Origin of the sequence: Aquabacterium sp. (genome assembly GCF_036279655.1) — a bacterium.
Taxonomy (GTDB): domain Bacteria; phylum Pseudomonadota; class Gammaproteobacteria; order Burkholderiales; family Burkholderiaceae_C; genus Aquabacterium.
In genome coordinates this window covers 1-20292 of record NZ_DASUIT010000133.1, presented here as the reverse complement: position 1 = coordinate 20292, position 20292 = coordinate 1, and the positions used below count along the sequence as shown (strand labels likewise).

Genomic DNA, 20292 nt, shown 5'->3' with positions numbered 1-20292 from the left:
CCGAGGTCCAGGGACGAGGCATGCAGCCATCAACGCAACACAGACGGCATGTCGCCACGGGCTCGTCGCCCGCCACCAAGTGGGGCGATCAAAGGGCCGAGGGGGTCTCTGGCAGGGCGCCTCGGGGGCGCCGAGCAGCGGAGTGTCGTGGTGGGCGCGCACAGCGCGCTTCAACAACTGACTCGTCGGGGTTGTCTGAGCGAAACGCCCACGGGGCGTGCAGCGAGTTCTCCGACGCCACCACGGCATGAGCAGCACAGGTGTGTCCCGCGCAGCGGGACCGCCCCCGTGAAGCCCGGCCAGAGACCCCCTCGGCCCGCGCCCCACGCTCTCCCGCCAAAGCGCTCAAACCGGGAAAGTCAAGGCGCCGCAGGCGCCTCCACCCCACCCCCCAGTGCCTTGAACACTGCGATGTGGGATTGCTGCCGCGCCAGCTCGGCATTGATCAGCGCCTGCTGGGCCGCAAACAGATTGCGCTGGGCATCGAGCAGATCCAGTTGACTGGCCACCCCCGTGCGGTAGCGCAAGGCCGAGAGCTTCAGGCGGTCTGCCTCGGCATCGGCCTGGGCCTGCTGCGCCTGCACCTGATCCCCCCAGGTGCTGCGCGCCACCAGGGCATCGGAGACCTCTCGGAAAGCCACCTGAATGGCCTTCTCGTACTGAGCCACAGCCACATCACGACGCACCTCGGAGGCTGTCACATTGGCGCTGCTGCGTCCTGCATCCAGCAAGGGTGCCACCAGGCCACCGCCCACGCTCCAGGCGCTGCGCCCATCACTGAACAGGCCAGAGAGGGAATCACTGACCACGCCCGCACTGCCCGTCAGGCTGATGCGCGGGAAACGCGCCGCACGCGCCGCACCAATGTTGGCATTGGCCGCCACCAGGGCCTGCTCGGCCGCGATGATGTCCGGGCGCTTGAGCAAGACCTCCGAGGGCAAGCCCACCGGTACCTCGCTGAGCACAGGCCACAAGGCCGCACGGTCCAGACGCGGCAGGGCATCGACATCATCCACCGCACGCGTCGACCAGCTCGGCACAGGCGGCAGCATCGACGCGGCCACCGGCTGCCCGATCAAGAGGCTCAGGGCATTGAGATCCTGCTGCCACTGACGCTGCACCTGCGCACGGCTGATGCGCGCTGCTTCAACCTGGGATTGCGCCGAGCGCCATTCCAGCTCATTGAGCACCCCTGCGTCGTACTTGAGCTTGAGCAGCTTGAGCGAGGCCTCGCGCGTGGCCAGGGTCTGGTCCACCAGGGCCTGCTGCCAGCGGTCAGCCCACAGGCTGTAGTAGGCACTGGCCACCGATGCCACCAGGCTGATCTGCGTGGTCTGGCTGGACGCCTGCGTGCCCAACAACTGGGCCGATGCGGCCTCGCTCAAGGCACGCACGCGGCCGAAGAGATCCAGCTCGAAGGAGGCCAGGGCCAGCCCGCCCGAGGCCACGGTGCCGACCTGGTAAGGCGCACTGCTCGATGGCTGTCGGGTGGCGTTGACCGAGGCATTGAGCGTGGGGAAGAGATCCGCACGCTGCACCGTGAGTTGGGCACGGGCCTGCTCGATGTTGAGGATGGCCACGCGCAGGTCGCGGTTGTGCGCCAGGGATGCACGGATCAGGCCTTGCAGGCGCTCATCGGGGAAGTACTGCTGCCAGCGCAGCAACTCGGCGGCCGGACTCGTCACCACACCACTGGCCCCCCACTGCTCGGCCACCGGTGGCGCGGGCTTGTGGAGCACGGGAATGACGGAGCAGCCCCCCAGCAGCAGACCGGAAGACAGCACCAAGCTCAGTCGGACACGATTCATCACATCACCTCCGTGGTCGCACCGCTTGCCGCCGAGCCCTTGGGCTTGAAGCGCGACACCAGGTGCATCACCACCACAAAGAACAGGGGCACGAAGAACACCGCCAGCACCGTGGCCGCGATCATGCCGCTCATCACGCCGGTGCCGATGGCGCGCTGCGCACCGGAGCTGGCACCGGAGGCGATGTACAAGGGCACCACCCCCAGAATGAAGGCCATCGAGGTCATCACGATCGGGCGGAAGCGCAGGCGTGCCGCCTCCAGTGTCGAGGCAATCAGGCCCTTGCCCTGGTCATGCAGCTCCTTGGCGAACTCCACGATCAGGATGGCGTTCTTGGCCGACAGGCCCATGATGGTGATCAGGCCCACCTTGAAGAAGATGTCGTTGTTCATGCCGCGCAAGGTCACCCCCGTCAGCGAGCCCAGGATGCCCAGGGGCACCACCAGCAGCACCGACAGCGGGATGGCCCAGCTCTCGTACAGGGCCGCCAGACACAGGAAGACGGCCAGCAGCGAGAAGGCCAGCAGCACGGTGGCTTGCGAGCCCGAGAGCTTTTCCTCACGCGACAGGCCCGTCCACTCCACGCCGATGCCGGCCGGCAGTTGCGCGGCGAGCTTTTCCATCTCGGCCATGGCCTGGCCCGTGCTGAAGCCCGGGGCGGCATCACCCGCGATGCGCATGGCGGGATAGCCGTTGTAGCGCACCGCCTGCATCTGGCCGGTGATCCAGCGGGTGGTGGCAAAGGCCGACAGCGGCACGCTCTGGCCCGAACTGTTGACCACGTTCAGGCTCAGGATGTCCTCGGGCCGCGCGCGGCTGGGTGCATCGGCCTGGACCACGACACGCTGCAATCGCCCCTGGTTGGGGAAGTCGTTGATGTAGCTGGAGCCCAGCGTGGTCGACAGGGTCGAGCTGATGGCCTCCATGCCCACGCCCAGGGCCTGCGCCTTCTCGCGGTCGATCTCGACCTGCAGTTGCGGTGCGTCTTCCAGGCCATCGGGGCGCAAGCCCGTCACCACCTTGCTCTGCATCGCCATGCCCAGCATCTGGTTGCGTGCGGCCAGCAAGGCCTCATGACCCAGGCCGGCGCGGTCCTGCAGACGCAGGGCAAAGCCGGTGGCATTGCCCAGCTCGCGGATCGCGGGCGGGTTGAGCGGGAAGATGAAGGCGTCACGCACCCTGGACAGCGCCATGAAGGCACGGCCGGCCACGGCCTGCGCCTCGTGCTCAGGCCCCTTGCGCTCGCTCCAGTCCTTGAGCGTCACAAAGCCCAACGCAGCGTTCTGCCCGGTCCCCGAGAAGCTGAAGCCCACCACACCCACGATGGACTGCACCTCGGGCTGCTTGAGGAAGTACTGTTCGACCTGGGACACGACCTCTTCGGTGCGGTTGGAGGTGGCACCCGGCGGCAGCTGGATGTTGACGATCAGGTTGCCCTGATCCTCATTGGGCAGGAAGGCCGAGGGCAGACGCGCATAGAGCCAGCCCACCGCCCCCAGGAGCACCAGATAGATGATGACCATGCGCGCGCCTCGGCGCACGAAGTTGTGCGTCCAGCGCTCGTAGCCATGGGTCACCGCATCGAACCCGCGGTTGAACCAGCCAAAGAAGCCCTTGCGGCCATGGTGACCGTCGGCCACCGGCTTGAGCAAGGTGGCGCACAAGGCCGGCGTGAAGCTCAGGGCCAGGAAGGCCGAGAACACGATGGACACGGCCATCGACAGCGAGAACTGGCGATAGATGTTGCCCACCGAGCCACTGAAGAAAGCCATGGGCAGGAAGACCGACACCAGCACCACGGTGATGCCGATGACGGCCCCCGTGATCTGGTCCATGGCCTTGCGCGTGGCCTCCAGGGGCGAGAGCCCCTCGGTGGCCATCAGGCGCTCGACGTTCTCGACCACCACGATGGCGTCGTCCACCAGGATGCCGATGGCCAGCACCAGACCGAACATGGTCAGCACATTGATCGAGAAGCCCGCCACCAGCATCACCCCGAAGGTGCCCATCAGGGCCACCGGCACCACGAGGGCCGGAATCAGGGTGTAGCGCCAGTTCTGCAGGAACACATACATCACCAGGAACACCAGCAGCATGGCTTCGATCAGCGTCTGCACCACCTGCTGGATGGACAGCTTGACGAAGCCCGAGGTGTCATACGGCACGGCATAGTCCATGCCGGCGGGGAAGTAGCGCTTGAGCTCTTCCAGGCGTTCCTTGACCGCCGTGGCCGTGGCCATGGCATTGGCCGTGGGGGAGAGTTGCAGACCGATGCCCACGGCGTTCTTGCCATTGAGACGCGCATAGGTGCCATAGGTCTGCGCACCCAGCTCGATGCGTGCCACGTCCCTGAGGCGCACCACCGAGCCATCGCTCTTGCTGCGCAGGGCGATGTTGCCGAACTGCTCCACACTGGCCAGTTGGCCCGACACCACCACGGTGGCCGACATGGTCTGGTCCGACAGATTGGGTCGATCCCCCAGGGCACCGGCAGGCACCAGGGCGTTCTGCGCCCGGATGGCGGCATTGACCTCGGCCGCCGACAGGTTGTAGGAGATCAGTTTGGCCGGATCCAGCCACACGCGCATGGCGCGCTCGGTGCCGAACAACTGCGCCTGGCCGATGCCCCCCACACGCTGCAACTCGGGCACGAGGTTGCGCGAGGCGTAATCCCCCAGCGCGATGGGGTCGTAGGCCGGGTCCTTGGACGACAGCATCACGAACATCAGGAAGTTGTTGCGTGCCTTGTCGACCCTCACGCCTTGCTGCGTGACAGCCGAAGGCAGCCGGGGTGTGGCCCGCGCCAGGCGGTTCTGCACTTCGACCTGGGCCAGATCGATGTTGGTGCCGGGCTCAAAGGTGACCGTGATCTGGCCCGTGCCATTGGCCTGGCTGACCGACTCCAGATAAGCCAGACCCGGCGCGCCATTGAGCTCCAGCTCGATGACGCTGATGACGCTTTCATCGAGCGTCTTGGCCGAGGCGCCGGGATAGGTCGCGCTGATGACAATGGAGGGCGGCGCCACATTGGGGTACTGCGCCACGGGCAACTTGCTGATCGCCGCCACCCCCAGCACGAGGATGAACAGGGCGATCACCCAGGCAAAGATGGGCCGATCGATGAAGAATCGAGACATGCGAACCCCCGATCAGCGTGCGGATGCAGTGGACGCGGCAGCCTGAGGCGCCTGCGGCTGCCAGGGCACGGCCTTGACGGGGGTCTTGGGACGCAGCTTCTGAAAGCCGTCGGCCATGACCTGCTCGCCCTCTTTCAGACCCGACAGCACCACCCACTGGTTGCCCAGCGCGCCGCCGAGCTTGACGGGGCGCGGCGTGACATTGCCCTGGGCATCAACCACCATCACCGTGTCCGCCGTGGCACTGCGGGTGACCGACTGCTGAGGCACCAAGGCCCCGCCTTCCACCTGCGCCTGTTCCAGGCGCACGCGCACATACAGCCCGGGCAGGAGCGCAGCCTGCGGGTTGGGAATCTCGGCACGCAAGGCCACCTGGCCAGAGGTGCTGTCGACCGACAGATCCGTGAACAGCAGACGCCCGCGCACGGGGTACTCGCTGCCATCGTCCAGCAGCACACGCACGCTCGCGGCGCCACCGGCGGCCTGGCGCAACTGGCCCGCCGACAGCGCGCGTTGCAGCTTGAGGGCCTCGCTGGCGGGCTGAGTGAAGTTCACGTACAAAGGGTTGATCTGCTGCACCAGGGCCAGCGGTGTCGCCTCGCCCTGGCCCACCAGAGCCCCTTCGGTCACCAGGGCACGGCCCACACGACCGCTGATGGGTGCGGTCACCGTGGTGTAACCCAGGTTGATCTGCGCGTTCTTGACCGCCGCCTTGGCCGCGGCCACATCGGCCTGAGCCTGACGTTGCGCCACCTGGGCATTGAGGAACTCCTGCGGGCTGATGGCCTTGGCGGCCTGCAGGGGCTGATAGCGCTCGACCAGGGCCGAGGCCTGGCTCAGATTGGCCTCGGCCTTGGCCTGAGCGGCACGGGCGGATTCCAGCGCCGCCTGGTAGGTGCCGGCATCGATCTGATAGAGCACCTGCCCGGCCTTGACATCGCTGCCTTCGGTGAACACCCGCTTGTGTACGACACCGGCCACGCGGGCCCGCACCTGCGCCACGCGAGAGGCTTCCAGACGGCCCGGCAACTCAGCCACCATGGGCACGGTCTGCAGCTTGACGGTGACCACCCCCACTTCGGCAGGCGGAGGCGCCTTGCCGGCGGTCTGCGTCTGCCCGTCGCTGCAGGCGGCCAGCCATGCCAGGCTCAGGGCTGCGCCACCCAGGCCCAACCAGCGCGCCACACCGGGGGTCGCGCGGTCGGTCACATCGCGTTTCACATCACGAACAGCCATCGGGCACCTCTTCAATACTTGCTTAGTCAACTAATTGACCGCAATATACCCAAAATCGCTTCACCCCTGTATGGCGCAAGGCTATTTGCTGTGTAAAGAAAGTTGGCCGTCGGTGGCTTCGTCGAGGCCCTCGTCGTCCAGGTGCCGGGTGTCGGCCCAACCGACCAGGCCCAAGCCCTCTTCCGTGAAGATCAGGCGGTTGATGCTGGCGTTGGCGATCGTCCAGGAACGGGGCACATCCAGCTCGACCCGGGTGGCTGCGCGGTAAAAGCAATCGAGCACGCCACCATGGGCCACCAGGGCCACGGTCTCACCCGGGTGCTGACGTGCCAGGCGGATCAGGGCTTGCAGACACCGGTCATAGAAGGCCTGCAGGGTCTCCCCCCCTTGCGGGCCGTAGGTGGGATCACGCTCGCGCCAGCGGCGTCCCTCATCGGGCCACTGGCTGACGATCTCGTCGTGGGTCAGGCCTTCGAAGCGCCCGAAATGCCGCTCACGCAAATCGGCATGCAGTGCCAGCGGCACCCCGCAGGCCTGCGCGATGGCTTGTGCGGTGTGGGAAGCGCGCAGCAGATCGCTGCTGTGAACCGCCACCACCCCTTCCTCGCGCAGGGCCAGACCCGCGCGCTGGGCCTGCCAGTGGCCCCGCTCGTTCAGGGGAATGTCGGTATGACCCTGGATGCGGCTGTCGCGGTTCCAGGCGGTTTCACCATGGCGGATCACCACCAGGCGGGTCAAGTCTTGCTGCATTGCAGCATGATGCCTCAAAGCCATGGGCTTGTCAGCCCACCACCCCGTCAGACGCCCCAGACGATGGGCTCGTTGGCCGCCAGGGATTGCTCGATCATGCGAATCAGGGGCCAGGCGCGCTTGCGCAGGCTGACGCCGTCTTGCTCGGGATCGGGGTGGCGCGGCTCATGGACACCTTCGTCATCCGGGTCAAGGTCCGGATCACGGGCAGGCTCATCCGGCAGGGCCTTCAAGGTGGCGAGGGCCGCGGCCATCTCCTCGACCCGCAGGATCCCAGCGGCATCGCCACGCTTGTTCAAGCCGTCCAGCAGCGCCTGAGCGTGCGCCGAGACCATCCACAGATCGCCGGTGGCTTTGGATTTGAAAATGACAGGCATGGTGTTCTCCTGAGGCCCATTGTGCGCCTGACCTGCCAAGACGGCCTGACATGCATCGCCACAGGGGCATTGCCTACAATCTGCCGGCTGTTGCGCTTTCCATCAAGAACACCATGACCTCCAGGGACTGTCGATCCATCACCTTGCGCCTGCGCGGGCCTGCCTGTGCGCTGATGGCATCGGCCCTGGCTGGATGTGCCACAGCCCCCACGCCATTGCGACAAGGTGGCCTGTCGGTGATGCTGCCCACCGACTTCGAAGACGCCACCCAGAGCATGGTGGAGCAGGCTCACACGAACGACCGTCTGACGGCGCACTTGGCCCGCCAGGGCGTGTCCACAGAGCCCCTGCTGGCCTTTCAGTCCACCCAGGAGGCACGCCACAGCGGCGGCTGCGGCGTGAACCGGACCCGCTTGCACCCCACCTCGGCGGCATGGTCGCGGGATCTGCGGGCGCTCGCTCTGGATCTGACCCAGTCACAGGCACGGGAGATGCTGCACCCCCAACCCTGGCAGCAGATGTCCCGAGGACGCGCCCTCCATCTGAACCCCTGGCTCGCGGCCGAGTCGGTCAAGGTGGTGTCCAGCACCCCCACCACGCTGGCAGGCTTGCCCGCCTGGCAGCTCACGGTGCGCATGCACTGGGAGACCCAACCCGGCCCGGTTCAGCCCGTGAGCATGGTCAGGCTCATCCTGGCCGATCTGGCACCAGGCACCGCGACACGCCTCGGCGACCGCGTGATGCTTCAAGCCATGTGCGGCACGGTGGACCTGCCCGGCTATGTGGACACGACCCTCAGCGATCTCGATGCCATCCTCAGCACGCTCCGCCTGAGCCCGCCGACGGCCCCGTAACGCCGCGACACCGCTTCAAGGCACGCGGGTCACGGCCGTCTGCTGCGTGGCCGGATCCGTCGGCTGGGACCAGCGCGCCGCTTCCAGGCGATCCAGCCAGAGCTCGGCGACATTCTCCAGCGTCACACGCCCAAACCCCAGCAGGGGCTCCTGCCGTGCCAGGGTGTCGGCAGGCGAGCGGCTGCGGTAGAGCTCAACCACGGACACGCCCAGGGCATACAGCTGCTCATTGCGTGCCTGCAGCATCTTCTGATCCTGCGTGCTGCGCTCCAGCAGGGTGCGCACCGTCCCCAAGGTCTGACGAGCGTCCGCCAGTTGGCGGGCGTGTTCCTCGTTCTGTGCCGTCATGGCGGCCAGGGCCTGGCGGGCGGATGCCAGCTCGGCCTCCACTTGCTCCGCGCGCTGCTGCGCGGCCCGGGCTTGAGCGGCGGCGGATCCGGCGCGTGCGGCCGTCCGCTGCAAGGTCTCATCCAGGGTGCGCTTTTCCTGGAGCAGCCGATCCTTCTCGGCCGTGAGCTGGGTCTTGTCCTGCTGCAGGGTGGCCTGCTCGGCCTGCGCCTCACGCAATGACTGCTGCACGCGCCTCAGGGCCTCGCGCTCACGGTTCCCCTTGGCACCTTCAGCCCCTTGCGCCCACGCGGTGCCCGACATCACGAGCCAGGCCATCAGGACAGCGATCACACAGCGGATCGGGTGGGTCGTCATGAACATCTCCTTGCCTTGAGGGCACGCTCAGAAGCGCGAGTTGACTTCCATCTGGATCACATCGATCTTGAGCGGGGCGCTGCTGACATTGGGGGTGTCGTCGATCAGCGCACCATCGTCCAGATTGCGGGTGCTGGTCACACGCAAACCCAGGGAGGTGCGAGGGCCGACGTAGTAGAGGCCACCCAGGCTCCAGCCCGCATAGTTGGTGCCACCCAGATGCCAGGTCGTGTCGGTGAAGGCGTCCAGCCAGGCGTCGCGCTCCAGGCGGCGCCAGGCCAGGTAGACCATCCAGTCGCCACGCAGTTCCTGCTTGGGGCTGCCCAGTTGCAGGCGGGCTTGCAGGCCCGAGGTCTTTTCTTCCAGGGCCAAGGACGGCACGCCCGCACGTCGGCCGATGTCGGCTCGGTCAAAGCCCGAGTTCTTGATGAAATCCAGCGTGGCCTTGAAGGCCGCCGATTCCATCTCGTTGCTCTGATAGGCCAGGCTCAGGGAGATGGGACGGAACTTGGACGCCAACCCCCAGGCCGGGCTCACCACCTTGCCGTCGCTGAGATCCGTGCCGGGGTTCATGCGGATGAGCGTGTTGCCCTTCTGGCGCACGGACTTGGGATACTGCGAAGCCAGGTAGCCGCTGGCCGTGGCTGCGCTGCCAGAAGGGATGGGGTTGGTGCCGTCGAAGTGCCCCTCCACGCCCTTGAAGTCGTACAAGGCCAGCCCCAGGCTCAGCGAGCTGGCAGGCGTCAGTTGCCACTGCCCGCCGACCTGCATGCCATAGAGCCACTTGTCCTGGCTGGAGGTGTCGAACTCCTGCAGCGGGAAGGCCCCCGCCGTGGCGTAGAGCTGGTGTGCCCCGCCCATCGGGTGGCGGTAGCTGGCCGCCACCCCGTCGAAGTTCAAATCATCAGGCCAGGCCAGATCGCCCCCGGCAAAGGGGTTGGCCATGCGCCCTGCGCTCACGGTCAGGTCCGGCTTGTAGGCCTGCCATTGCACCCAGGCGCGGTCGAGCAGCACACTGTATTTGCCGAAATGGCCGTCGCTGCCGCCCAGGGTCTGCGAGGTGGAGACCGGCCCGGCATTGCCCGTGCTCAGGCGCAGGCCCGCCTTGAAGCCGAACTTCAGGTCGGCGCTCAGGCCCAGCCGTGCCCGCAAGCTCATGCGGTCTCGGTCCTGCGTGGTGTTGGTCAGATCCGGTGCCCACGAGGGCGACGCGGTCTGCGAATAGAACACCAGCGGATCGGCATTGTCATCGGCCCAGTCCTCGTGCTGCAGGCGCACCCGGACATCGCCGTCGATGGCGATGCGGTTGAGCCAAGAGGGCAGTGCGCCGGGCTCGCCCCAGCGCTCGGTGCGCGCCTGCTGCAGCACCTCGCGCTTGATGTCCTCGCGCATTTCGTTCTTCGTGGATTCGGGCACATAGGGCACGCGGATCACGTTGCGGCGAGTCCCTTCGGGCGACGCGGCGCCGGCATCGGCGGGCTCGGCCGCCGGGGCCAGGCGGGATGAGGAGGCACGCGCCTTGTCGAGCAGGGCATCGGCCTTCTCCTTGCTCATCAGGCCGGAATCGATCAGGGTCTGGATCAGGCCCAGCGTGGTGCTGCGCAGTTGTTCGAGCTGCGCGCGCTCCTCGCTGGTGGCTTGCGCCTGCGCCAGCGCCGAGGCACAGGCGAGCGCCAGCACGCCAAGGCGCGCAGGGAAGGAAGTGTTCAAGGCAACCATGATGTGATGGCGGTTCAGACGTGTCATGAAAGGGATGGAGATCAGCCGCCCTGGGGCAGGACCGACATGTCCAGGCTGATGGGCTGGGGCATGTCGGCCGGTGCGCTCAGTCGCAAGGACGCGGTGGCGCGGTCCAGCGCGGCACGCACGTCGCGCTCGAACTCCGGCCGCGTGAGGCCTGAGAGTTCATAGCGCTGAACCGCGCCAGACGGCGCCGTCCAGACCGACAGGCTCATGCGCACGCGGGGGATGTCGGAGCTGCCCAACTCCTTTTCCAGCTCGACCTGCAGGCGGCTGCGCAGGCTGTTGGCGAACATGCGGTGGGCCTGGCGGTTCGCGGGCGCCACCGGCGCACTGGCGCCCCCCGCAACGCCACTGCCCGGGATGCCTTCGCGGGTGGGCACCCCCGCCTGGCCCAGGCCCGGCCCTTCGCCCGCAGGGCCCTCCATCTTGAGCTGCTGGCTCGGTGGGGCCACATCGGGCGTGGGCTGAGGGCGGTTGATCTGTACGGTCTCCTTGGGCTCTTCCTTGGGGGGCTCCTTCTTGGGCTCCTCCTTGGGTGGTGGAGGTGGCGGGGCATCAGGCAAGAGGGACACCTTGGCCGTCTGCCGCTTGGGTGCACCGCCCTTGCCGCCCTGGCTCAGGCCCCACCAGATCAGGGCCCCCAGGAGCAGGGCCAGACTGAGCACCACCAGCGCGGGCTTCCAGTTGCTGCGCTCCATGGTTCAGGTCCCGATGCGTGTGGTGACCAGGGCCATGTTGACCTCCAGCTTGTTGCACAGGTCGATCACCGACACCACCTTGGCGTAGTGGGCGCGGGCATCGCCCTTGATGGCCACCGTCATCTTGGGGTCGGCGGCCTTGCCCTGATTCAAGGTGGATTCCAGTTCGACCAGGCTGACGCCCACCCCATTGATCAGCAGGCTGCCATCGGGCAGCACCTGCACGATGCGGATGTCGTGCTGCTCGGTGCTGGGTTTGTTGCTCGGCTTGGGCATGCTCACGCTCAAGCCCTGCACCGAGGCCGTGGTCATCAGGATGAACACGACCAGCAGCACGTAGGCCAGGTCCAGCATGGGTGTGACATTGATGGTGTCGTAAGGTTTTTCGCTCTGTACTTGCATGGCGATGTCCTCGCGGCCTCAGGGCTGAGCCCGTTTGGTGACCAAGCCGATCTCGGTGATGTCCAGGCTCTTGGCCACGTTCAGCACCTCCATCACCTTGTCGTACTGAGCCGCAGCGTCGGCCTTGAGCACCACGGGCAGATTGGGGTTGGCCGCCTTGTACTGGGCCAGCGAGGTCTTGAGCTCGTCCATGCTGACCGGGTAGGCGTCGAGGTAGACCTGCCCCTGCTCGGTGATGGTGATGCCCCGCGTCTGCGGCTTGGCCAGGTTGTTGGCGGCCTGCGTGACAGGGGATGTCACCTTGACCCCCTGCACGGACGCCGTCGTCATGATGATGAAGGTCACCAGCAGCACATAGGCCAGATCGAGCATCGGCGTGATGTTGATGTCGTCATACGGCTGGTTGTCGTCCTTGACATCAGCAGACATGGCGCCCTCCTGTCGCCCGTGTGAACGAACACATCAGCGGGCTCCGTGGACTTCGGCCACGCGCGTGACGAACTCGTCCACGAAGATCTGCATGTCCGCCGAGATGTTCTTGATGCGCGAGGTCAGGTAGTTGTAGCCAAACAGTGCGGGAATGGCCACGGCCAGGCCGGCGACCGTGGCCAGCAAGGCGGCGGCAATGCCGGGAGCAATTGCGTTCACGTTCACATCCCCCGCCGCCGCGATGGCCGCGAAGGTGATCATGACGCCGACCACCGTGCCCAGCAGGCCCAGGAAGGGGCCGCCCGAGATGGCGATGGTCAGCAAGACGATGCCCGAATTGAGCTGCTGGTTCTCACGCACCAGGTCGGCATCGATGGCGGCCTTGACGGCATCCAGCGAGGCGCCGGACAAGGGCGGTGCGCCCTCCTGCCCCACATCGCGACGCTGCAGTTCACGCAGCCCCGCGCCATACAGCCGCGCCAGTGGCGACTGGTCAAAGCTGCCCTGCACGGTCATGACGCTCTTGCTTTGGCGGAAGTGCTGCAGAAAGCTCCGGTTGGCCTTGTCCATGCGACCGACCAGCACCGTCTTGCTGTACATGACCCACGCGGCGATGAGGAACATCACTGCGAGGATGCCAATCACCACCCAGGCATCGACCGTCAGGTTGGACACCAGGATGCCCATGTAGCCTGGCTCGCCGCCCTCCCCTTCGGCGGCGGACTCGGCGGTCTCACCCTTGGCCAGGACCAGTTTGGCATCGGCGCTTTGCGCGGCATGCGTCAGCTTGGCCCAGTCGGCGCTGCGCAGGCTGCCATGGATCTGCACTTCGTCCACCAGGCCCTGCAGGCCTTCACCCACCACCACGTCGGGGCCCAGCACCTCGGCGCTGGCAGGCACATCGACCTGTGCGGCCTGTGCACCATTGATGTAGAGCGTGAGCTTGCCGGCGCCCAAGGTGGCGGTGAGATGCGCCCAGGCACCCACGGGCACCGCCCCTCCAGCGGCCTGTACGGCACCGACCGTGGCCTGAAGCTGGCCCTCCTGCAGCGACAAGCGCACCGGCCCCTGCTGGAGCAAGGTGCCGGTGGCCGATGCAGGTTTGACCCACAGGGATGCGCTCCAGGGCCCGGCCAGCGACGCACTGGCAGGTGCCACGCCGCGCCAGACCAGGGGCTGACCGTCCAGCCGTGCCGCCGAGGCCATCAGGCCGTTGGCATCACGGGCGACGGCCGCATCCGACTTGAACCGTCCGGTGCTGTCCTGGGCCTGGCCCTCTTTTTCCGAGAAGTGGATGGCCAGGGCCGTGCTGGCATCGAACAGGGCCGCGTTGCTGGCCTCGGCCGCTGCGGCCTCATTGCCGGCGTAGACCATGAGCTCGTTCTTGTCGGTGCCCGGCAACACGCTGGGCAACTGCACCCAGATCAAGGCCAGCTCATTGCTGCCATCAAAACGCTCCACCCAGAACTTCAACGGGGTCTTGTCGTCGCCCGAGATGACCCGCAGATCACTGCCATCGGGCTTGGCCGCCAGGAAGTCGAAGTTGCCCGAGTGCAATCGCACAGGCACGACCATGCCGGGCAGAGCCTCCCGGGTCTCGACGCCCTGGGCCGTGGTGTTCAGGGTCACACGGGTGCGTTGGGTCCAGTCGGCGTTCCACCAGGCCTGGGCGGTTTGCGGGGCCAGGGCGAACAACAGCGTCGCCGAGGCCAGAGCCTGCATCAATTTGCGCATGGTCGTCAAAGATCTTGGTAGGGGGCGGGGATCAGGGGCGATCCCTCGCGTCATCGTCAAGCCCAGAACAATCGCTGTTTCCTGTGACACCTTCACGACAGGCCTTGCTCTTGTCTCGGGTTTCGCTGCCAAAGCCCAGCAGTTCCAGCAGGACGGAGCGACGGCCCTTCTTCTTGCGCGCATCGCCGTCTTCGGTTGGCGCGCCGGCACTGGTGGCCGCCTGGCCCAGCGAACCGACGTTGGTGGCGGCATTGCCGACCACGGGTGCGGCAGGCACCCCGACGGACGGCCCACCGGCGGCAATGTTGTCGGCGCCCACGATGCGGGTGGCCCCCAAGGTGAGCTTGCCCGCCGACGAGATCCCTGCATCACCCGCATTGATCTCGCCCCTGGGGGCATAGAGATCCAGGGCGCTGTCCGGGTCAAGCACCGCGATGCCGCTGCCCGAGAAGGAGCCGGAGGTGTCCACCACCAGCTTGCCGTCCCTGACAACCAGCACGGGCGGTGGCGAGCCCGTCACGGTCTTGGCGCCACGACCTGCATCGATGTTGCCTTGGGACGACCACAACAGGATGTCACCTTCGGCCACGGTGAAGATGCGCGACTGGTTGACTGCCACGTTGTCGCGCACCAGGCCCGTGATGCCACCGCCCGCCGTGGTGACCATGCCCAGCTTGACGGCGACATCAGCGCTGGCACTCAGCGGCCCCACCTCGGCACCGCCATGCGGGGCCATCACGGTGATGGGGCTGCCTTGCAAGGTCTTGATCTGGCTCAGCGGCATGGTCAGATCGGCCTGCGATTTGCTGCCAGGGAACACGGTTTCAATGGCCCGCTCGCCTGCCACATAGGCCAGTTCACGCTCGGCCCCCGTCAAAGCGGCTGCAGCCCGCCCGGCATCACGCACGTCTGTGCTCAGCACCTGGTTGATGAACAGGGCTTGCTGCTCGCGCGCCAGGGCCCCAAAAGCCTCGACGGCCTGGGCCACCGTGGGAGCGGCGGCCTGCGGCGAACGGGCCTGGACAAAGTCCACCAGGGCCTGACGGTGGGGGCTGACGGCCTTCTCGGCCATGGCCAGCGCCTGCGCCATTTTCTGGGACGGGCTCAGGGTGTCAGCCCAGGCACGGGCCAAGGCTTGCGCGGCCACCCATGACTTGTCCTGTGCCGTGAGCTCAGGGACCGCCTGCAAGGCCTCGCTCAGCGTGACGGAGGGGTCTGCGCGCACATGGCGCACATGGTCCAGCACCACCTGCTGGTACAGCGCATCACCCAACAGACTGCGGACCTGTTCCAGCTTCTGGTCGGCCGCCTGGGTGTCGAAGGTGCTGGCCATGTCGCTGCCCAGCTTGGGGGGCGTCTGCCCCTGCCGCACGGCCTGCAAGGTGGCCCACAGGTCACCGGCGAAGGCCGCCACACCCGTGCCGCCCAGCAGGTGGTAATAGGCCTCAGCGGCACGCCCATAGTCAGCGCCCTGGGCCAGATCCACACCGGCCAGCACGGTCACGCGGGCGCTGCCATCGCTTAGCAGCGGGTTCTCGCGGTTGCCCATGGCACCGATGCCCCCCACGCCGGCGTCACGACCATTGAGACGCACGTGACGCCCCGCCGACACGATCAGATCACCGGGGCCGTCCACCTTCACGTCTTCGTAGGAATCGCCACCGGGCCCGATGAGGACATCACGCCCGGCGCGCACCAGACTGAGCTCTTGTTCCCCTTGATGCTGAACGCGCAACTTGCGGATGCTGACATCCTGATCGGCCAGGATGCGCACGGGATTGGCGATGTTGGCCTGCTCGGTGATCGATACCGAGCCCTGCGTCGACACCAGACGCACGGGCTCACGCGAGCCGACCTCCAGCGTGTAGGGCAGCCCGTTGGAAGGATTGCCAAACACCTGGACCAGACTGGCGAGATCATTGGGCGAGGCCACCATGGGCCCGGGCGATGACACGTCCAGCGCACGCACACCCAGTGTGGCCACCGACAGATCACCGTGGGCCAACAAGGCCAAGTCAGCCCCCAGGGCCGAGCGTTGGTACAGGCTGTTCACCGTCACATCGCCCATGGGCGACGACACACGCGTGCTCATGGGCAGCAGGTCCAGCACATGGAGATCGCGCGTATCGTTCAAACGCTGACTGTTGGGCTTGAGCGAGCTCAGTGTCACAGAGCCCCCTGCCGACCCGATCACGGCGCTGGCATGCGGTGCCAGGCCCAGAACCAGGGGCGTGGCGGCACGGCTCACGGCGCCCACCTCGGTCACCGCCCCCAGCGTGAGGTGCTGGCGTGCATCGATACGCACCGCCGTGTCCTGGTACTGCACCTGAGGCGCCAGCCTCTGCTCGCTGGCTCGCATGTCTTGCCCGGCCCGCATGTCCAGACGGTCGCCTCCGGCGTGGGCATAGACCCCGGCGATGTCGCCCTGGGCCTCGATGGCTACGCGTCCCCCTTCAAACACCACCGGCGTGGCATCTCCACGAAGGAAGTAGCCGCTGCTGGCCGATGTCACACCGAGGTCGCGCACCGAGCCCCCCGCCTGCACCAACACATCCCCGCCACCAAAGCTGGCCAGGCCTTGCTGGAACCGGTCGTAACGGCTCCACCAGGTGAATTGCGACTTGCTGAGGTCCCCGTTCGTGAAGCGCCACTCGGTGCCGAACTGCGGCGCCGCCGTCGATGATGAAAACACATCATGGCCTGCCTGAACGTGCACCCGGCCCGCATCGGTCAGGAAGATGTTCTGCACCGGGGTGCTGGAGGACACGTACAAGGCCGCCCGCTGCGCGACGGTCTTCGCCTCCAGCGCAGCAAAGCGGTTGCCGACCTGCTCATCGCTGGCCGCCCGGCCCGTGGTGTAGACCACCGCCCGGTCATTGAGCCACTGCACATCCCGTGCAGCCGCGATGTCGATGTCTCCCGTCGTGGTGCGAACCAGCACATCGCCGGACGCCTGTCCCAGGATGACGCTGCCGCCCGCCGTCGATGGACCGACGGCCATCACATCGGCCGAACTCAGATCCGCCCCACCGATCAATGTGAGATTCGCCCCCTCACCCGCCTGGATCACACCCGCCGGGGTGTTGGCAGAGGCCCCCGCCTGGGTCGTGGCCAAGGTGCGATTGGTGCCCGTGGTCCCTGCAAAGCCGCTGCTCAGGCTGCGGGTGACATGCAGATCCCCCCCCGCCCGCAGGGTCAGGTTCACGGGCTGCCCTGCAGGGTCGATCTTCACACCCGCCCCATTGAAGCGCGTGAGGTTCCAGCCCGTGGGCATGTCTCCGGTCACGGTCATGTCGCCCTGGCTGCGGGCCTCCACCCCGGCGCGCACGGCCAGGCGCTGAGCCAGTGCTGCATCGGCGCCAGCCAGTCGTGCCGAGATGCGCTGCGCCTGGGCGCCCTCGACACCGGTGAAGGCATCGGCATCGGCCACGGCCTGGCGGACAAAACCGGCGTCGATGGCGGCTCGATCCTCGTAGACCTGCACCCCTTCGACCGTGATGCGGTCTGCGCCCTGGATCGTGGCCTGGATCGGATCCACCTTCACGTCCTGTTGGTCATCGGTGCGCAGCGCTCGCAGGTCCAGCGTACCGCCCTGAGCACCCGCCCCGCCGGACAGGTTCAGCGTCGACGCTGCCTGGAGCCGCAGGCTGCCTTCGGACGATGCCAGCGTCACACGACCGCCTTGCTCACCGGCCTGAGTGGCCTGCACCTCCAGCCCGCTGCCTTGCGCCAGCACCAGATCGCCCCGGGCGGCCAAGGTGATCTCGCCACCTTGCGCCCCATGGGCATCCAGTTGACCCTGCACGTGCAGACGGCCCCCATCGTTGACCACCTGGATGCGTTCGGCACGCAACTGGGTGTCCAGCGTCAGATCACCCACCCGCTGACGCAGCGTCAGCTCGCGTGCAAAGTTGCCGACGGTCTGGCTGGCATGCGCCGCCAGGGTGCGCGACAAGAGACTCAGGTCCGGCAGGCCGTCACGGCTGTCGATGCTCAAGCGACCACCCCCCTGCCCCTCACGAGACAGGGCCTTGAGTTGTGCGCCATCCTCGATGATCACGGCCCCGCCCGGGGCCGCCAGGGTCACGCTCCCGGCCTGGGCACTGCGGTCCCCCGCACCGGCAGACACGTCGATCTCGGCCCCCGCCCCCACACGGATGTGACCCGCCTGAGCCGTGGCACGCAGATCACCACCGGAGGTGGCCACGGTGACGCCATCGAACACCTTGCTGATGCCTGACAGTTGGGTCCGCGACCCCGCCTGGAAGTGGATGGCATCGCTGCCCTCCTGACCCCGTACTTGCAGCGTCAGGGCCCCTGAAGACAGGGCGATGGTGCCCGCCTGCTCGATCGTCTGCGCATTCAGGGTCAGGATGCCACCCACCCCGGGATCGACCGGGGCCCCACCGCTGTCGGCCGATGACTCGACACGCAAGCGTCCGGCAGCCCGGATCTCACCCTGGCGACCGGTCACCGTGGTCAAGGAACGTGCCTGGAGGGTCAGATCTCCCGCGCTGTCCAACACCGAGGGCACGGGCGTGCTCACAGTGACCCACAGGGGCTGCAAGGCCGTGCCCTGATCGACCACCGCGACCGATCGGGTGCTGTCCACGATGATGCTGCCCGCCGCCTGAACCCGGTTGACCTCGGCACCGGAGAGCGCCACGGTGCCCTGCCCCACCCGCACATGGCCGTCCGTGCCAGCCTGGCCCAGGGCCAGAACCGTCAGTTGACTGCCCGCCACGGTCTCGGTCTGGGCATCAGCCGTCAAGCCTGTCGTGTTGCGCAAGGTCACACTGCCCGCCGTGATCGTGGCCACCCCAGGCGCGGCATCCGCCCCCGACAGCACACGGATCGCCTGCGTGTCCAGGGTGAGCCGGGCCTGGCTGGCACTGCCCAGCTCAGCCCGGCCCACCATGTCCACACCGTCATAGCTGCGCAAGGTCAGGTCTCTGGCCTGGCTCAGGCGGGTGGCCAGCTCAGGGGTCACCACCAGCGTGCCGTCATCACCTCGCTCCGCCACCACCTGTGCTGCACTGTCGCCCACGGCCACACGGCCTGCCCCCACGGTCAGCGCCTGCGCCCTCAGGGAGGCTGCACCCGAGATGGTCGTGCGCTGCGTGGCCTCCACCGTCAGGGCCCCGCCCTCCAGCACCGCCTCGTCGCCGACCTGCAGCGCCCCACGCTGGCGTGTGATCGGGTCCGCTTCCGTGACACGACGGGTGGTCTGAACGCGCTCATCGGCACTGACACGCACCAGGGCCCCATCGCCCGACAGGCTCAGATCGCTGGCCCGCACCGAACCCGAGGTCTCGATGCGAGCCCCATCGGCCACGCGAACCTCGTCTCTGGCGGCCAGGATCACATCCGAGCCACGCAACTGGGTGCCCGCCCCCAGCGACACCGATGAGGACTGCACCTGCGCCATGCGCACGCCTTGCTCATCACGCCCCTCACGCAGGCCACCCAGCATGATCGATGCCGCGCCTGCGGCATTCAGGCTGGTATCCGACAGGGTCAGGGCGCCACTGTCCGGCACCTCGCCCGACGGATCCCGGCTCACCCGGATGCGATCGGCTGCGATATTGAGTTCACCACCGTTCTTGAACAGGGTGCGCCCCTCCAGTGCCAGACGATTGGCCGCCAGGTTCAGGATGCCGCCTTGGGCGGTGCCCAGCGGTGCGGCCTGCTCTCGCGATGCCGCGACCGCGCTGAAGTAACTGTCGGCCTTCGCCTCGCGAACATCGCTGTAGCGCTTGGCCAGATCCCGGCTCATCACCTGGAAGGTACGTGGCTGCGCCTCACGGATCGCCGTGCCTTGGGTGCTGATGCGCGCGCCCACGAGCACGGAGCCATCCAGCAAGGCCTGACTCTGACCCACGCCCAGCGATGCCTGTGTACTGGGGCGCAACAGATAGGCCCCGGGCAAGAGGGCATAACGCGCAGGCAGGATGGTGTACGTACCCGCTGGAACGCCTGCCCCCTCACCGAAGGTGATCTGTCGCGCCGTCTGCAGTGCGGATGGGTCGCCCGCGCCCGATGACGCCAGCAGATCGGCGTCCACCGGCGCAAAGCCCTGCACACCCGGCACGACGGCGAAGGCGTTGTTGCCCGGTGTGTCGTAACTGCCGGTGAACACATCCTTGCTGCCCCCCGGGCCAGACACGAACTCCCAGGCGACCAGATCCCCCCCCGCAGAGAGGTCCAGGGTCGAGCCCGCCTGCAACTGCACCGACTGCCCTGGCGCCTGCACCGAGAGGGTCTTCTCGGGTAGCGCATCCACACGCTCCCCGTTGACCTGCCATTGCGTCTGCCCCTGTGCGAGCACCCCGTAAGGCACGGTCAGGCCATCGCCAGACACCGAGGTCAGGCTGCCCTCGTGCAAGGTCACGCGCTCGCTGGCCAGCAAACTGATTTGC

Annotated in this window: 13 protein-coding genes; 1 reads left to right on the top strand and 12 read right to left on the bottom strand. The window is 67.2% G+C overall.

Annotated elements, in window-relative coordinates; translation table 11 throughout:
* Positions 1-359: 359 nt before the first annotated feature.
* The 5 genes from VFW84_RS14825 to VFW84_RS14805 form a co-directional block, all read right to left on the bottom strand.
* Entirely contained in the window at positions 360-1808 is a 1449-nt protein-coding gene (locus tag VFW84_RS14825) for an efflux transporter outer membrane subunit (RefSeq protein WP_329681236.1), read from the bottom strand.
* Positions 1808-4945 carry an efflux RND transporter permease subunit gene (locus tag VFW84_RS14820; protein ID WP_329681235.1) on the bottom strand — a complete coding sequence of 1046 codons (3138 nt, stop codon included), beginning with the start codon at positions 4943-4945 and terminating at the stop codon, positions 1808-1810. Before VFW84_RS14820 ends, VFW84_RS14825 begins: the two co-directional genes overlap by 1 nt.
* Before the next feature lie 12 nt (positions 4946-4957).
* Positions 4958-6181 (bottom strand): efflux RND transporter periplasmic adaptor subunit, encoded by a 1224-nt coding sequence (locus VFW84_RS14815; RefSeq protein WP_329681234.1) that lies wholly within the window; start codon positions 6179-6181, stop codon positions 4958-4960.
* A gap of 81 nt (positions 6182-6262) precedes the next feature.
* A complete protein-coding gene (locus tag VFW84_RS14810) occupies positions 6263-6931 on the bottom strand; it encodes a histidine phosphatase family protein (RefSeq protein WP_329681233.1) in 669 nt (222 codons plus the stop codon).
* A gap of 47 nt (positions 6932-6978) precedes the next feature.
* On the bottom strand, positions 6979-7308 hold the full coding sequence (locus VFW84_RS14805; RefSeq protein WP_329681232.1) for a DUF1840 family protein: 330 nt from the start codon (positions 7306-7308) through the stop codon (positions 6979-6981).
* A gap of 113 nt (positions 7309-7421) precedes the next feature.
* On the opposite strand from VFW84_RS14805, the gene VFW84_RS14800 reads away from it, so the two are divergent.
* Positions 7422-8162, top strand: a complete 741-nt coding sequence (locus tag VFW84_RS14800; protein WP_329681231.1) for a hypothetical protein — start codon at positions 7422-7424, stop codon at positions 8160-8162.
* A 15-nt stretch (positions 8163-8177) separates the two neighbouring features.
* On the opposite strand, the gene VFW84_RS14795 is transcribed toward VFW84_RS14800, so the two are convergent.
* The 7 genes from VFW84_RS14795 to VFW84_RS14765 are packed head-to-tail and all read right to left on the bottom strand — an operon-like array spanning position 8178 to position 20264.
* Positions 8178-8867, bottom strand: coding sequence for a hypothetical protein (locus VFW84_RS14795; protein WP_329681230.1), 690 nt, complete (start codon positions 8865-8867; stop codon positions 8178-8180).
* Positions 8868-8894: 27 nt separating this feature from the next.
* Positions 8895-10577: a putative porin gene (locus VFW84_RS14790; protein WP_329681229.1), complete on the bottom strand. Its 1683-nt coding sequence runs from the start codon at positions 10575-10577 to the stop codon at positions 8895-8897.
* A 50-nt stretch (positions 10578-10627) separates the two neighbouring features.
* The gene (locus tag VFW84_RS14785; protein WP_329681228.1) at positions 10628-11308 is read right to left on the bottom strand and encodes a hypothetical protein; all 681 of its coding nucleotides are present in this window, start codon (positions 11306-11308) and stop codon (positions 10628-10630) included.
* 3 nt (positions 11309-11311) lie between these two features.
* Positions 11312-11710: a biopolymer transporter ExbD gene (locus VFW84_RS14780; RefSeq protein ID WP_329681227.1), complete on the bottom strand. Its 399-nt coding sequence runs from the start codon at positions 11708-11710 to the stop codon at positions 11312-11314.
* A gap of 18 nt (positions 11711-11728) precedes the next feature.
* Positions 11729-12139 (bottom strand): biopolymer transporter ExbD, encoded by a 411-nt coding sequence (locus VFW84_RS14775; RefSeq protein ID WP_329681226.1) that lies wholly within the window; start codon positions 12137-12139, stop codon positions 11729-11731.
* A 33-nt stretch (positions 12140-12172) separates the two neighbouring features.
* Positions 12173-13873: a DUF2341 domain-containing protein gene (locus VFW84_RS14770; RefSeq protein WP_329681225.1), complete on the bottom strand. Its 1701-nt coding sequence runs from the start codon at positions 13871-13873 to the stop codon at positions 12173-12175.
* A 31-nt stretch (positions 13874-13904) separates the two neighbouring features.
* Complete coding sequence (locus VFW84_RS14765; protein ID WP_329681224.1) at positions 13905-20264, bottom strand: filamentous hemagglutinin family protein; 6360 nt, start codon at positions 20262-20264, stop codon at positions 13905-13907.
* Positions 20265-20292 lie beyond the last annotated feature (28 nt).

What these genes read in the sequence shown, in the direction of transcription:
- VFW84_RS14775 (WP_329681226.1), bottom strand. Translation starts at nt 12,139, where the DNA reads ATGTCTGCTGATGTCAAGGACGACAACCAGCCGTATGACGACATCAAC.
- VFW84_RS14805 (WP_329681232.1), bottom strand. Translation starts at nt 7,308, where the DNA reads ATGCCTGTCATTTTCAAATCCAAAGCCACCGGCGATCTGTGGATGGTC.
- VFW84_RS14820 (WP_329681235.1), bottom strand. Translation starts at nt 4,945, where the DNA reads ATGTCTCGATTCTTCATCGATCGGCCCATCTTTGCCTGGGTGATCGCC.
- VFW84_RS14815 (WP_329681234.1), bottom strand. Translation starts at nt 6,181, where the DNA reads ATGGCTGTTCGTGATGTGAAACGCGATGTGACCGACCGCGCGACCCCC.
- VFW84_RS14785 (WP_329681228.1), bottom strand. Translation starts at nt 11,308, where the DNA reads ATGGAGCGCAGCAACTGGAAGCCCGCGCTGGTGGTGCTCAGTCTGGCC.
- VFW84_RS14795 (WP_329681230.1), bottom strand. Translation starts at nt 8,867, where the DNA reads ATGACGACCCACCCGATCCGCTGTGTGATCGCTGTCCTGATGGCCTGG.
- VFW84_RS14770 (WP_329681225.1), bottom strand. Translation starts at nt 13,873, where the DNA reads ATGCGCAAATTGATGCAGGCTCTGGCCTCGGCGACGCTGTTGTTCGCC.
- VFW84_RS14810 (WP_329681233.1), bottom strand. Translation starts at nt 6,931, where the DNA reads ATGCAGCAAGACTTGACCCGCCTGGTGGTGATCCGCCATGGTGAAACC.
- VFW84_RS14800 (WP_329681231.1), top strand. Translation starts at nt 7,422, where the DNA reads ATGACCTCCAGGGACTGTCGATCCATCACCTTGCGCCTGCGCGGGCCT.
- VFW84_RS14780 (WP_329681227.1), bottom strand. Translation starts at nt 11,710, where the DNA reads ATGCAAGTACAGAGCGAAAAACCTTACGACACCATCAATGTCACACCC.
- VFW84_RS14825 (WP_329681236.1), bottom strand. Translation starts at nt 1,808, where the DNA reads ATGAATCGTGTCCGACTGAGCTTGGTGCTGTCTTCCGGTCTGCTGCTG.